Annotated in this window: 9 protein-coding genes; 7 read left to right on the top strand and 2 right to left on the bottom strand. The window is 36.8% G+C overall.

The annotated features are described in order from the left end of the window. The first annotated feature begins 229 nt into the window (after window positions 1–229). The 7 genes from ACIQ6T_RS04295 to ACIQ6T_RS04265 all read left to right on the top strand — a co-directional run bounded on the left by ACIQ6T_RS04295 (window position 230) and on the right by ACIQ6T_RS04265 (window position 10,078). Window positions 230–3,304 (top strand): SpoIIE family protein phosphatase, encoded by a 3,075-nt coding sequence (locus tag ACIQ6T_RS04295; protein WP_395784592.1) that lies wholly within the window; start codon window positions 230–232, stop codon window positions 3,302–3,304. An 86-nt stretch (window positions 3,305–3,390) separates the two neighbouring features. Next, a complete protein-coding gene (locus ACIQ6T_RS04290) occupies window positions 3,391–3,807 on the top strand; it encodes an ATP-binding protein (RefSeq protein WP_395784590.1) in 417 nt (138 codons plus the stop codon). Further along, window positions 3,804–4,145, top strand: a complete 342-nt coding sequence (locus ACIQ6T_RS04285) for an STAS domain-containing protein (protein WP_395784588.1) — start codon at window positions 3,804–3,806, stop codon at window positions 4,143–4,145. The genes ACIQ6T_RS04290 and ACIQ6T_RS04285 overlap by 4 nt, the downstream gene beginning before the upstream one ends. Window positions 4,146–4,244: 99 nt before the next feature. Continuing rightward, a complete protein-coding gene (locus tag ACIQ6T_RS04280) occupies window positions 4,245–6,341 on the top strand; it encodes an adenylate/guanylate cyclase domain-containing protein (protein ID WP_395784586.1) in 2,097 nt (698 codons plus the stop codon). Then, window positions 6,338–7,210 (top strand): YitT family protein, encoded by an 873-nt coding sequence (locus tag ACIQ6T_RS04275; RefSeq protein WP_395784584.1) that lies wholly within the window; start codon window positions 6,338–6,340, stop codon window positions 7,208–7,210. The genes ACIQ6T_RS04280 and ACIQ6T_RS04275 overlap by 4 nt, the downstream gene beginning before the upstream one ends. Before the next feature lie 336 nt (window positions 7,211–7,546). Continuing rightward, window positions 7,547–9,661, top strand: coding sequence for a PVC-type heme-binding CxxCH protein (locus ACIQ6T_RS04270; RefSeq protein WP_395784582.1), 2,115 nt, complete (start codon window positions 7,547–7,549; stop codon window positions 9,659–9,661). Window positions 9,662–9,709: 48 nt separating this feature from the next. After that, entirely contained in the window at window positions 9,710–10,078 is a 369-nt protein-coding gene (locus ACIQ6T_RS04265; protein WP_395784580.1) for a high-potential iron-sulfur protein, read from the top strand. Between the two features lie 137 nt (window positions 10,079–10,215). Here the strand turns inward: ACIQ6T_RS04265 and ACIQ6T_RS04260 are convergent, their stop codons facing one another. Together ACIQ6T_RS04260 and ACIQ6T_RS04255 are read right to left on the bottom strand one after the other, a co-directional pair. Continuing rightward, window positions 10,216–11,586: a hypothetical protein gene (locus ACIQ6T_RS04260; RefSeq protein ID WP_395784578.1), complete on the bottom strand. Its 1,371-nt coding sequence runs from the start codon at window positions 11,584–11,586 to the stop codon at window positions 10,216–10,218. A gap of 672 nt (window positions 11,587–12,258) precedes the next feature. Then, on the bottom strand, window positions 12,259–15,039 hold the full coding sequence (locus tag ACIQ6T_RS04255; RefSeq protein WP_395784576.1) for an alpha-amylase family glycosyl hydrolase: 2,781 nt from the start codon (window positions 15,037–15,039) through the stop codon (window positions 12,259–12,261). Window position 15,040 lies beyond the last annotated feature (1 nt).

Below are 15,040 nucleotides of genomic sequence, written 5' to 3'. Positions count from 1 at the left end.
GAAGTTTACTGAATAAGCAACAAAATCAAGTCATTTCAAGATTTTAAAAATCGAAAATAGCCTAAACCATATCATTTAATATTATTAAATGTTAATGAAATATTCATAGTTTTTCTGAATTCCGGATATTTTTTTAAATTCACTAAATGGTTTCAGAAAGAGACTTATAAATTCTTTCTGATTTTACCATTTTACATTACCCTCTAACCTATCATATTAAATTAATTACATGAAAATAGTAATCGCTATTTTGCTGATACTTCCATTTGGATTATTTTCTAAAAGCAGCACCGATAAGGATTTAGAAATTGGAAACTTTTTTATTTCGCACTATAAAAGAGATTTCTTGAATTCTTCTTTTGGGAACTTCTTTGTACATCAAGACAAGGATGGGGTCATTTATGTCGGTAATGTTAGAAATGGGTTAATCGAATTTGACGGGCAACGGGTTAGGCGGGTATTGCAGGATGGAAAGCCGATGAATGCGTTTATTCGTGATGCAGAGGCAGATTCGAAAAATACGCTTTTTGTAGGATTTGCCGGTTTAAATTTTGGTTATCTACAAAAAAATAAATTTGGTCAAAATGAATACATCTCTCTCTCAGATAAATTACCCAAGAAGGACGAGATGACAGCTTCTTTATGGGGCGTAGCTATACATCAAGATACCGTATTTTTTCAAACAGAAAATGCGGTTTATTTATTTAAAGACAAAAAGTACTTACGTGCATATAAGTTTAAGGATAATGTTCATATTATTCTTAGTTCACCTGATGGAGTCTATTTGAGAGTTTGGGGCAAGGGCTTGTTTAAATTCTCACAAAAAGCAGGTTTTTCAGTTATAAAAGGGTCAGAAAAGTTGTTTGCTCAAAATCGGATCGAGGCAAACTATCAATTGGATAATGGTGATCACCTGCTCGTCTCTAGAAACATTGGATTGATTCGGATGACGAAGAAAGGTGAATTTTTGCCTGTAAATAATCCATATGCCAATAAATACGTCATTGAAGGGAAGTCCTACATCAATGATAAGGTCATGCGAAATGGTAAGATCGCTATTATTACCACTGACAAAGGAATCTTATTTTTAAATCAAGACTTAAGTACAAATGCAGAAGTTGGCACGAGTTCAGGTTTAGTTGAAAATGGCATGTATTTCGCTACGCAGGACCGCGTGGGGGATATTTGGGGATCAAATTCTGGTGCTACTAAAATTTCTTTTGACCCTTCTTTGACTAATTTTTCATCATTAAACGGAATTGTAGGTGGAGTTTCTGACATCCTAAGGCACAAGGGAAAATTATTCATTCGAACAGGAAAAGATTTGTTCCAGTTTGTTCCTAAAAAGTCAATCACTGAAACTTCGGTATTTAAGTCTTTGGATGTTAAAGAGTTGGGTGGGGCTTTAAGTGTATTTGATGATCAAGTTGTTACTACAAACAATTTTTCGATAAGCGCTATTTTAAACGGGAAAAAGATTAAAATTTCAGATACGTATCGAAGCTCTGAATCCATACAATCGAAGCTGAATCCTACCCTTTTATTTAGTAGTAATACCGCCTATGGTCTTTTATTACATCAATTTAACGGCCGAGTTTGGAAAGAAATTAAAGTCATTGGCGGAGAAAAGTATAGTGGTAGAGACATTCAAGAGCCTGAGCCAGGTAAAATATTGATATCTACACGAAAAGGGGTTGTGCTGTTTACTTATGATTCAACGGGCCAAGGTACATTTACTCCTTTAAGTCAAGATAAATCGTTTGCTAAAACCAAGCAGTTAAAAAAACTTTTTTATTTAAAGGAAGGTCTTTTGGCTGCTTCTGATTCGTCAAATAAAATCTTTATTGTTGACGCTAAAGCCCAAAAACTTAAGTTTTCAGGTTTTAGCTTAGACTCTATGGTTACTACCGAGCTAGCGAATTATACCTATAATAAGGAGGCTGGTTATGGTTGGCTCATCTGTAAAAAAGGATTATTTAAAACGTATTTTGATATTAAAAAGGGTTTTACATTCCAAAAGTACCCTTTTTATAAAGTGGATTTGGATGAATTGAGTTACCAAATTTTACCTGAAGGAAGTGGGGATAATGAAGTGATTTGGTTGGGTTCGCAGGATAGTAAATTGTATCGGTATATACCATCTTTGGCCTTAAAAGAACCCGTTCAAAAATTTAAAGCTTTAATTCGTTCTATTTCTTCCAATGGGGAACTTGTTCCGATCGAACCCGGTACACTTTCTTTTAATCAAAACAATCTTGTTTTTGAGGTAGCTTATCCATTATTTGGAACTGAGAGTAAAACCACCTTTAGTTATTGGCTTGAAAATCAAGACGATACGTGGTCGGCTTACACGAGAGATTTTAAAAAGGAGTATACCAATTTAAAAGAAGGTTCTTACATATTTCATGTGCGCGCGATGGATGCTTCAGGTCATGTTAGTGACGAGACCAGTGTCAAATTCAAAATTTCTCCTCCTTGGTATCGGACGTTATTCGCCTATTTTATTTACATAGGAATTTTGGCATATCTCTTTATTTTATTTGGAAAATACCAAGCGAAAAAGTCAAGAGGTAAGGCAGAAGATGAGCGAAGAATGGCAGAATTAGAGGCGGCCAAAGATTTGCAAAATAGAATGTTGCCTAAAACGTTGCCTAAAATAGATGGTTTAGAAATAGCAAGTTTTTTACAAACTTCATCCGAAGTGGGTGGTGATTATTATGATTTTCATCCTCAGCCTGATGGAAGTTTGGTCGCTGTCTGTGGCGATGCCACCGGGCATGGAACAGCAGCAGGTATGCTCGTATCCATTACCAAAGCTGGTTTGATAGGTCTTCCGTTGGATGAGCCGAATAAAATGCTATTTGATTTAAACCGACTTGTTAAAAAAGTTGATTTGGGCATTTTGAGGATGAGTTTAAATATCGTTCATTTTAAGAAAAACAAATTGAAACTTAGCTCGGCGGCCATGCCACCTTGTTATTTGTATGCAGCAAAAACGAACAAAATCGAAGAAATTCAAATTAGTGGTTTGCCTTTGGGTGGCTTATTTGGGGCTACTTTTGACATGGAAGAGCGCTCATTTTCAAAGGGTGATATTTTTGTCATTGCTTCAGATGGTTTACCTGAAGCGCCCAATTTAAATGGAGTTCAACTTGGCTATCAGGCTGTTGAAGATTGTATTTTAATGAATGCCAACAAATCTGCTGAAGAAATTAAGGATGCTTTGGTGGTATTGGGAAGTGACTGGTTGGCAGGCCAAACAACCCCTGACGACATTACAATTGTGGTTATTAAACATGTGTAAGGCAATAATATGCTTGCATAACCAAGCCGATTTGACATAATGGATTACCAAAAAAAATAGATTAACGAATTTATAATAATGGAAAAATGGACAAACCGAAAATTGAATTAAAACTACCTATTATAGCCAACATGGAATTGGTGGCTATAAATACAGCTGAGGTGGTAGCCAAACACATGGATTTAAGCGAAGATAAAGCTGCTGAAATCAGTATGGCGCTTATTGAGGCTTGTATTAATGCATTTGAGCATTCTCAAGCACAAAATAATGTATTTATCCATTTTATTTTAGAGGATGATACCTTAGTCATTAAAGTGATTGATCAAGGAATTGGTTTTGACAAATCAAAAGTTCAAATACCTAAAATTGAAAACAAGGTGGGCACCGAAGAGCGCAAAAGAGGCTGGGGCTTACAACTAATTAAAGAATTAATGGATACCGTAGAGTTTGAATCTACAAATGAAGGTACAACTGTAACAATGACAAAAAAGAAAGAATCATGAGCCAATTTAACGTAAATACAGAAGTAGAAAACGATTTAGTAATATTAATTACAGAGGGTTATTTAAATAATGAAGGGGGAGAAATGATTTCTAATATTTGTTATGAACATATTTCCAATGGCAATACGAAATTCTTACTCGATATGGCCCAAACGAAGGTCGTGAATAGTATTGGAGTTTCGATTTTAATTGAAATTATTGAAAAACTCCAGGAGGTTGATGGAAAACTAGGATATTATAATTTGGCCCCCATTGTGGATAAGACATTTAAGATTATGGGCTTAACGAAATACTCCTCTGTTTATTCAACGAAAGAAGAGGCTTTGGCTGATTTTTGATTTTAATAATTTCAACGCGCGTTATTTAGTTTTTGCCTTATCAATTACTGCCTTTTGAGTGCGTAAGAACTGTAAAATCGGTAGCGATTAAATAAGAATATGAACAATATTGCCTTCAAGCAGCTTGAATTAGAAACCTTACTTGAAATCACCAATACCCTGATTGAACATGAGGATTTAGATGGTTTATTACAGGATATTTTAATTCGAACCTGCGGGATTTTAGATGCGTCTTGTGGGTTTATTTTGATTGAAGAAAAAAATTCTGACTTATTTATTCCGAAGGCAGTTTTTAATGTGGATGAAAAAGTCTTGTCCAGGATCATTTTCAATAAAAGGAGAGGGTTTTTACATGAATTAGCCAATCAAAAGGATAAGCACGCTTGTCAAAATATTGAAAATAGTCTCCTCGAGAGATTAGAAAAATCATTTGCACTTGCTGCACCCATTACCGGAAAAAATCAATTGTTGGGTTCCATCATCATTTTTGATAAGGAACTTAGAAATGGTACGTCTGATTTTTCAAAAGAGGACGCGGCCATGCTATCAGCCATTTCGGTTCAGGCGAGTGTAGCCTATAACAATACTTATTTATTGGACACCCTGATTGAGTCGAAACGATTTAATGATAACATCATGGAATCGATTCATACAGGAGTGATAACCACGAATTTGTTTGGTGAAATTGATTATATCAATAAGACTGCTATGAAAATAGCGCATATTTCAGCTGAAGAATGCCTGGGTAATCATTACCAAATTGTATTTGAAAAAGATCCTGATTTAATTGAACTATTGGAGAAAGTTGAACAGGAAATCAGCGTTTATTCTGAGCAGAATTTTCTGATTAAAGTTGGGGTTGAATCTGTAAATGTCAACTTAACCATCTCTCCGCTTATTGATGATCAAGGAGAGCAGATTGGAACGGTCATAGCCTTGGAGGACATTTCTTACCTCGATAAAATAAAGAGCACCTTTAAGAAATATGTTTCGAAGCAGATTGTTGATAAGATATTAGAAAATGAAGATTTGTTGAATCTGGGTGGACAAGAGTTAACCTTGACAACAATCTTTACGGACATCCGTGGTTTCACGAATATGAGTGAAAAAATGGATCCCATCGATGTGGTGAAGACGCTCAATGAATATTTTGATTTAATGATTGATGTCGTGTTCAAGTACAATGGAACGCTTGATAAGATTATTGGTGATGCCTTAATGATCATTTATGGGGCACCTATTTATGGGCATGATGATACGAAAAGAGCTTTGTTGACAGCCATCGAAATGCAACATTTGTTACTTGATTTCAATGCTGCAAGGAAGTTAAACGGTATAGATCCCATTGAGATTGGTATTGGTATTAATCGAGGTAAAGCCATTGCAGGGAATATTGGATCAAAAGATCAAATGAATTATACCGTAATAGGTGATGCGGTAAATCTAGCTGCCCGGCTATGTTCTAACGCAGATGCAGGTCAAATTCTTGTTTCGGAATCTGTTGTTTCTGAAGTCGAAAATTTAGGGCTTTTTGATTTTCAAAAGTTAGAGGCCATAAAAGTAAAAGGGAAAGAACAAGAGGTCCAGATTTTTGCACTTGTAAAATGCTTCTGTACGTCTAAAGTGCTGGAGGTGTATGATTTAGTGCTTTCTGATTTACTAATCAACTTATCTCCTGATTTGCACTACCATTCTATTTCGCATACGCTAGATGTATTTATAAGCGCTCGTAAAATTGCTATTTTAGAAGGTATAGGTGAAGATGATTTAGAGCTATTGTTAGTTGCTGCTCTTTTTCATGATACCGGTTTTTTAGTAAAAGCGGATGGACATGAGGAAATCTCATGCCAAATTGCCCAAGATCATTTGTTTAGGATTGGCTTTAATAAAAATCAAATTGATCTTATTTGTGGCATGATTATGGCCACTAAGATTCCGCAAAAACCACTGAATAAATTAGAAGAAATTATCGCTGATGCTGATTTAGATTATTTAGGAAGGAATGATTTTTTTGCCATTGGAGATCAATTATTTAATGAATTACAAGCAAGAAAGGTTGTTGACAATGTATTTGATTGGGATCAAATTCAAATCAAATTCTTAGAAAACCATCAATACTTTACGAAGACTTCCCAAAAATCAAGAGCAATGCAAAAAGAGAAACATTTACAATTAATAAAATCAAAATATTCATGAGTACTCATTCAACCAAAGAAAATATTCAAGATTTTTTCTATTCAGTTTCAGGCATTTTGTTTGCTGGATTTGCTTTAAAGAGTTTTTTAGTTCCTAATCATTTTTTAGACGGGGGCGTGACAGGAGGGGCTCTTTTAATTCATGAAACGTATCATATCCCAATCACCATGCTGGTGATCTTGTGTAATGTCCCATTTATCATCATGGGTGGATATTTAATTGGTAGAAGTTTTGCGATACGCACTTTATTAGCGGTTATCGGTTTGGCATTGGTACTTACATTTGTCCCATATCCTGTCATCACATCAGATAAATTATTGGTTTCTATTTTTGGAGGGGTCTTTTTAGGCTTAGGTATTGGCTTGGGGATGCGCGGAGGTTGTGCCATTGATGGGATTGAGGTATTAGCATTGTATACGCTAAAGCGTTCCGGCTTTACGATCTCAGAAATTATTTTAGGTATTAATGTGATCTTATTTTTAATCGCTGCGATTGGCTTGGGAATGGTTACAGCACTATATGCTATGTTGACCTATTTTATTGCTACTCGAAGCATCGATTATGTGGTGGAAGGCTTGGAAGAATATATTGGTGTTACGATTATTTCCAAAAACCATGAGGATATTAAAAAGGCTGTCGTTATGCAAATGGGAAAGGGTATTACGGTTTATAAAGGGGAGCGGGGTTTCATGAAAGATAGTTTTGAAATCAGTCATCCTACCGATATTATTTACACCATTATGACGCGTTTTGAGGTTAGGCACTTACGTAATTTAGTACTTGAATATGACCCTAATGCTTTCATTTTTACCAATATCATCAAAGAAGCAGCTGGAGGGGTTTTATTGAAAAGAAAAGGGGATCATTAATTTAAAATAATACATAAAGCTATTTTTTGGTCTTGATTTAACCCTTGAAGCTGAGATTTAGTTTTATTTCTGGTGGTCCCAAAGGAATTCATAGATTGTCTTTGGTGAAGATCAGTAAAAAAAGGAGGTGGTGATTCAAGCCAAGATTATCAATACTTTAGAAAAAATTTAAACTCAAAAACAATCAATTATTACACAAAGTTTTAACAAATGAGTCCAAGTAATATGGGGTTTGACTAGTAATTTGCTCTTCTGAATTGTTTTAATTTTAAAATAGTTAATTTAACGAGTAGAATGACCTATTTAATTGAAAATCTCAATCATAAAAAATAACTTATGATGACTCCTTTAATGAACAGAAATATCCTTTTATTACTTGCATTCATTTGTGCAATGACTGAGAGTTTGGCTCAGAAATATGCCCCACCTCTTAGTCCCGAAGAATCCATGAAAAAGTTGCAGGTGGCCGAGGGGTTCTCCGTTGACTTATTTGCATCTGAACCCCATGTCTTTGATCCAGTAGCTTTAGAATTTGATGCCCAAGGAAATGCCTATGTCTTAGAAATGCCCGATTACCCCTATGAAGTTGAGCCCGGAAAAGGCCATGGCCGAATTCGCTTGTTGAAGGATACAGATGGAGATGGTAAAATTGACAAATCAATCATTTTCGCTGAAAATATAACGGAAGGGACAAGCATACTATTTTGGAAAGGGGGGGTACTTGTTACCGCGGCACCTCATATTCTATATTTAAAAGATACCAACGGGGATGGCAAATCAGATACCTCGGAAATTTTATTTTCAGGTTTTTTTCAAAACAATTCAGAAGCTCAAATTACCAGCCTAAAATTAGGTGTTGACAATTGGATTTACGCAAATAACCATGGCCAAAATGGAAAAGTTAGCTTTACCCAATTAGCTGGAATGCCCCCATTAGATGTTAAAGGTGCCGATTTTCGATTTAGATTGGATCGAAATGTTTTTGAGCTTGAAACTGGTTCAGGACAATTTGGTCAAACCATTGATGACTGGGGCCATCGCTTCTTTACTGAGAATTCAATTCATGTCCAACAATCAATTATTCCTTGGCGCTATACGCACAGGCATGCCTATCTTCCCATATCGAAATTTAGTACAAGTATCACAGATCACGAAGAACATACTTTTCAAGAAACTCAACCTCCCTACTGGCGGGCGGAAAGAAGTGCCCGGAGAAACAAATCATTCAAAGAAGCGAATTTGAATCGGATCGAATATGCGGAAGACCGATTTAGTGGGTCGACCGGAAGTACCATCTACCATGGTGATGCAATGCCAAAAGAATTTTATGGTAATATTTTCACGGGTGATGTATCAGGAAATTTGGTCCATCGGGATATCCTAAGTCCAAGTGAAACAAGTCCTATCATGGTGGCTAAACGAGCTGAATCTGAAAAAACCAAGGAATTCATCTCTTCCACCGATCCCTGGTTTCGTCCCATTACATTCTCGGTTGGCCCTGACGGATACCTGTATATGCTTGATTATTATCGTCAACATATTGAAACACCGGTTTCGATTCCTGATGATTTAAAAGCCGACATGGATTTTATGGCAGGTAGTGATATGGGGCGAATTTATCGAGTTAAACCGGCTAACATCCCTTATAGAAACGTTAACATCAATCTAAATGCTGTATCAAGTATCAAATTACTTACTTATTTAGCTTATGAAAATGGATGGTACCGGACGCATGCGCATCGTTTGCTTATCGAACGTCAAGATAAGTCAGTCGTAAAATCAGCTAAACTTCTATTCAATAAAAGTAAGGATCCAAGAACGAGATTGCACCTTTTATACGTGCTGGAGGGTTTAAACGCATTGGACTTTGCAGTCATTAAAAAAGGGTTACAAGATTCTTCCCCAGGTGTTCGTGAAAATGCGTTAATGCTAGCTGAGCGCTATTCAGAAACCCTTCCAATCATATTAAACATGCTAAATGATTCGTCCCCAAGGGTAAAATTACAGGCTGCCTTAAGTCTCGGGCAGTTTAAAAGTCAAGAAATTATCGCTGCATTTTCAAAACTTATTCAAAGTCAAGGAGAAAATGAATGGATGCGGGTTGCGGTTTTAAGTTCAGAGGTTGGCTCCTCTCCAGAACTTTTGGAATCTTTGGTAGGCCAAAATGTATTTTCTCCAAATTCTGAAACTTGGAAATTACGTTTTTTACAAGACCTCTCTTATACTATCGCAGCTAGAAACAATAAATCCCAAATGGTATCCTATTTAAATTTGTTTTCTCTTCCTACCATGAGTGATTTAAATTTACAAACGGCTGCACTAAAAGGACTTAAATTAGGATTCACTAAAAATGGCGCCTCAAAGGAAATAGCAAGCCAACTAAACACAGGGTTAGCGTCTGAAGTAAAGGCTTCTTTTCAGACCTTGCGTCAACTTTACTTACCACACTAATTTCAATTCTTTTGGATCTAAAATTGAAAATGAGCAAATTCTATTGACATGAAAGAGACTAAATATGTACGAAGAACCTTTCTCCAAAAGTATTTGAAGTTGGTTTATCTGCTTGCAGGATCTGGAACTTTACTGAGCCTTAAATCCAATGCGGCAAAAAAGCAGCCAGCCAATAAAACAGTGCCCCAAGATGATCCTAAAAATCCATGCGATGATCTTTCTAAAGTCAGTGCTGATGAAATTGCGAAGAGAAAAAAATTGGCCTATGTAAATCAATCGCCTGTTGAAGATAACCAATGTGGAAATTGCAACCTTTTCATACCCGCTCCTGATAAACCATGTGGCGCATGTTTATTATTTAAAGGCCCAGTTAGTCCTGCGGGCCATTGTGCTTATTGGGCTCCTATAAACGAATAATTATATATGATTCCTTTAAGATGATAGCTTAGAACAATTCAGGCATATTGATTTTTCTAAAAAATAACAGGTAAAATCTTGACCCTTGATATCATTCGGATTATGCGCGAAATACATAAAAGCTTAAATTTCAAAAATTAATGTAAGAGCTTGCGAATTGCTTTCATTAATATGGCCTCTGCCTCTGCAGTAACGGCTGAAGCCTGTCCAGTTTCGTAACCACCTTCTGCATAAGCAATCGAATTTCCAATGTACCCCATCCCATAATCTCCATAGCCAGCTACGGCAACAAATAAATCCTTTCGTTCGGCTTTGGCTGCCAGTTGATATTCAACAAAAGGCTCACCAGGGAGATGAAGGATCTTCACATGACCCATGGTTAAACAAGAAATGTCAATCTTTTTACCAGATTGAAGACGCCTTAACCAAACTAATTTTGATAAATTATTGGCTAAAAATACAGCTGTCTCCGTTTTCATTTTTGCCTCCAGTGATTCAATATGAGTTGCAGGAATCAAAGCGACCGGTTCGATGTTCCATTGAATGGAGTTTGGTTCTATACGCTCAAGTTGGGTTTGATCCCATGCTCTTTTCATTCCATCAGCCAAACGTTCGGCCAAAATCAATCTATTTTTTTTATCTCCATCATTGTATTTTCCTGCTGTTAAATTTCCGCCTGCTCCGTTGAAATGAATATGAAGTGCATCAGGAACGGCCAATTGGCGTAAAAAACGAGCAATCCCAGGGAAATCAGGATTAGCCACCCCAGTTCTGTAATAACTTTGTGGATGTGAGGCATAATAACTTAAAACCGCAATGGGTTTATCATTATTCCAAAAACTAATCAAAGAGACCATGGGGTCAATTAATCCTTCGGGTTCAGCACGGATAGCTGGATCAAGGGTGGCTGAGGTTCGCGAAGCTTTGGCTTTCCCATCAGACCCTATTATCCGTCGATTGGAGGCAACTTGATATACAGGGGCTTGTCCTTTCCCGATGTGTGTAAAGGGTACTGCAACAGAAATAGATTTCTGGATGGCAAGACCGAGACGTTTAATCAGATCTCTTGTATAAGTCCCTTCAAAAGCGCTTGGATTTAAGCCTGCCTCTTGCATTAATTTCTCTGCCCCTAAATCGGATGTGGGGGCATCATGCTGATGAATGGCATGCACAACAACACGCTCAGGAATTGTAGCCGCCGCCTCAGCCATAACGCGTTTAAATTCATCTTGACTATCATTACTGATCCCAATCCAATCTACTGAGCACATGACAATCGGAAGCCCCGCACCTAAAATAACGACCCCTTTCGCGCGTAAGCCTAAATCCCAGTCATTAACCATGGGATTATACGTTAATTCAGACCCTACCGGTGGTGTTGCGTCTACATCGAATAGCGCTAGCTTTAGGGTTGGCTGTACGGCTTGCGCATGAATTAAAACAGCATGAAGCGCAAACACACAAATAAAAACGAAACGAAAAAGCAAAGCATTTAAATTGTAAGACATTCTCTGAATTTTAGACCTGAGTTAATAGCAAGAGGTTGAAACTATCCATTTATTCCAAATTAAATGTTTTCTACTAGTGCTTATTTTAAAACAATGTTAAAAAAAATATCCATCATTTAAAATACAAGTCAAATCTCTTGTCTACTTGCAAGTAGGTCAATTAAGTAGTCGCATCACAATTTTTGTACTTACCCCCTAATAGATTAGACCTGCAAAGGTTATTTCTAGACTTCGTTTAAATTTAAACAATTTAAATATCGGCCGAAAACCCCACTCGTGCTACCCGTTTTGCTTTCACTCCCGTAAAATAAAAGAATCCACCCTTTTGAGGTGGATTCTGGTGGTCCCACTAGCCGAGTCGATATGGCTACAATTAAATTTTAATCGGATCAGGGTCTCAACAAGTTTAATCTATTCCAATTTCTCTGACCTATTCAATAGGATTTGAGTGGTTTAAAATCAGTTCCTTGTGCTCTCTTGTTTGCTGCATGCTACCGTTAAATCAGTTTGTTTTATTTAAAATGAAATAATGCTGAATTTTAAGTTGTAAGAAATCTCTCATCAACTTAAATCCAATTTTATAGTTCAATATTTTCTAATAAAAATACCTTTTCTTATAAAAATAATGTTAAGGTTTAAATTGACTCGAGGTATCGCGTCTCTACAAAATCTTTATTCAACCACTATTTTCCGTACGGCGGTGCCCATTTGAATAAAATAGACACCGGCATTTAACAATTCTGTTATAGAAAATTCAAACTCATTCAAACGATTTGGGATTTGAGGAATCTTCTTTGATAAAATCTCACGACCCATATTATCTATAATCTTAAAATCAACCTCGCTTTGTGCACCGGCATTCCAAGAAATATGAATGACATCCTGGCTAGGATTTGGATAAATATGTAAAGACAAGGCACTTTCTTTAGCCGTTCCCAAGACTTGAAAGTTGGGCACAGACCAAGGAACCAAATTCAAATTTTTATTATTCCATGCTTCATTAACTAACAAATGAAACTCGCCACTCACTAGATTGATCGGCAAGACTTTATTCGTTACGTCAAAAGATTGACCACTAAAATAATCATACCATTTCCCAGTTACAGGAAAGGTCAGCGTGGATGATTTTGTCTCAGGACCAGAATTAGCAATCAGTAAAACTTGAGAATTCCCCTCAATTAAATTTACTTGCTTGAATTCATTGGCCACATCCATTCTATAGTCAGTCGTTTGAAAAATAGTTTTGCTTAACCTCAAATTGGCCATTTGTTGGTATACCCCCAATAACTTAACCCGTTCTTTATCTTGCAAATAATTCCATAACAGTGGTTTTGTACCTGTCCGACCATTCGAATTAATCGACACATCGTAGCCTAACTCTCCAAATTGCCAAATCATTTTAGGACCAGGAATCGTATAAAATAAAGCTGCGGCCATTTTCATTCGGTCCAACTTCTCACTCGCACTAAACACTTTTCTGGCAGCTGAACTAGCTATTTCCACCATTAAGCGCTCTTCATCATGACTTTCGATATAATTAACTAAATGCGGTTTCGTAAAACCTCTCATTTTATATGAGATCCAATCATAGGTATTGGGATATGCCTGAATGATTTTTGTCATGTCAAATTTGGCATTTGCCCATAACATCATCCCATATTCTGCTAATTCTTTCTCCTCTAAATTATCCGCAAAATGCTCTAAAATCACGTAGGCATTAGCATCATAGGTTCGAATCTTATTATAAATCCTTTTCCAGATCTTGATTCGACTTGCATCATATTTACCCCACAAATCCACGTTGGTCCCAGAATTTATCTGCGTAAATCCTTTGGATAAATCAAACCGAAATCCATCCATTTTATACTCCGTGAGCCAATATTGACATACCGCGTCGACCAACCATTGCGTGTGTGGACTTTCGTGATTAAAATCAAAGAAAACACTGTAAGGATGAGTCGCCGTTACATTAAAAAAGGGACTAGTGGCCGTGGGCTTTGTTCCATCCCAATACATCTTAACATAGGGATTTTCAAGGTCTGCTTGATTCAAAACCATATCTAAAATAACTGCAATGCCATTTTCATGGCATTTGTCGATCAAATATTTTAAGTCATTTTTAGTGCCATAGGCCTTGTCGGGCGCAAAATAAAAGATGGGATTATATCCCCAGGAATCATTTCCCGTAAATTCCATCACCGGCATTAATTCCAAGGCATTTATGCCTAATTTCTTTAAATAGGGCAAGGAATCAGCAACCGTCACATAACGTTTATCCGCTACAAAATCACGGACCAACAACTCATAAATGTTTAAATTACTCTGGCTAGGTCGAATAAAATTCTTAATGGTCCAAGGGTAATCTTTTTGACCTGTTGAAAATACTGATACTATCCCTGAGGGACCGGAAGGATATTTTTTTAAATTAGGATAGGTCTTACTCGTGATATACACATCATTATTGGGATCTAATACCTGATCGGCTAATGGGTCTGCAACGGTTAAATTCCCATCCACATAATACTGATAAGCCACCTCTTGGCCCGAAGAAAAACTTCCTAAATCAATCCAATATCGATTTTCATCGGAAGTCCGATTCATTAAATAAGCTGGATTAACCTTCCAATTGGAAAACTCACCGATCGCATAAACAAAACTTTTTTGCGGAGCATATAAGGATAAGAAAACATGATCCCCTACATACGTTATTCCATCTTTAACCCCTGAAGGACGATCTTTAATCGCGACAAGAGGTTTAGTTAATACTTGTACCGAATCTTTGTATTTAACACTTCCAGTCTCAATACTAAGCACAAATTGATACGATTTACCCTGTTCAGCACCTAAGGTATAAGAAACATTGACTGAGTCCGCGGCGGTCTGACTCCAAATGAGCGTTGAACCTAATCTTAATTCAGCATTTGATTTAGCTGAGAAAGTAGCACGGATTTTTACCGTTTTATTAGCCTCGCTTAAAGTGAATTTTTCGGTAGGTGCTAGCCATTTAATGCCTAAAGAACCCGTATAAAGATTTAATAAAAAATCTTCCGTTTGGCTTTTGCCATCTCCACTTTTTAACAATAGCCCAAGTTTGACAATAGGCGTTCCTGTTGGTACAGAAAAATAGCTTCTAGGATTTAATTTAATTGACCATACATCATTGCCTAAGGAAGTCATTTTCCCCTTTTCAAAGGGAGCGGAGAAATTGGTTTGTCCACTGGGTTGATATTGGAAAGCGCTACCTGTTTCAGTAGCACCTGCACCAGACCATAGGTATACGTCGGACGATTTACCTAATAAACCTGTAGCTCTAGAGTCCTTCGCTTTTTTCAGGTCAACAATAATAGTTATTTCGTTTTCGGCATTAGGAAAAAGCTCTTGCGTCGTTACCTGACCAAGAGCTTTAAAATTTACTAAAAGAAATAAAAAGAATAATTGCTTTTTGAATTGCATT

The organism is Aquirufa sp. (assembly GCF_044377215.1).
Taxonomy (GTDB): domain Bacteria; phylum Bacteroidota; class Bacteroidia; order Cytophagales; family Spirosomataceae; genus Aquirufa.
The sequence above is the reverse complement of the archived record's forward strand: the minus strand, read 5'-3'. Positions and strand labels throughout refer to the sequence as shown.

Coding starts and splice junctions, on each gene's coding strand:
- ACIQ6T_RS04295 (WP_395784592.1), top strand. CDS start 230: ATGAAAATAGTAATCGCTATTTTGCTGATACTTCCATTTGGATTATTT.
- ACIQ6T_RS04255 (WP_395784576.1), bottom strand. CDS start 15,039: ATGCAATTCAAAAAGCAATTATTCTTTTTATTTCTTTTAGTAAATTTT.
- ACIQ6T_RS04265 (WP_395784580.1), top strand. CDS start 9,710: ATGAAAGAGACTAAATATGTACGAAGAACCTTTCTCCAAAAGTATTTG.
- ACIQ6T_RS04290 (WP_395784590.1), top strand. CDS start 3,391: ATGGACAAACCGAAAATTGAATTAAAACTACCTATTATAGCCAACATG.
- ACIQ6T_RS04285 (WP_395784588.1), top strand. CDS start 3,804: ATGAGCCAATTTAACGTAAATACAGAAGTAGAAAACGATTTAGTAATA.
- ACIQ6T_RS04275 (WP_395784584.1), top strand. CDS start 6,338: ATGAGTACTCATTCAACCAAAGAAAATATTCAAGATTTTTTCTATTCA.
- ACIQ6T_RS04280 (WP_395784586.1), top strand. CDS start 4,245: ATGAACAATATTGCCTTCAAGCAGCTTGAATTAGAAACCTTACTTGAA.
- ACIQ6T_RS04270 (WP_395784582.1), top strand. CDS start 7,547: ATGATGACTCCTTTAATGAACAGAAATATCCTTTTATTACTTGCATTC.
- ACIQ6T_RS04260 (WP_395784578.1), bottom strand. CDS start 11,586: ATGTCTTACAATTTAAATGCTTTGCTTTTTCGTTTCGTTTTTATTTGT.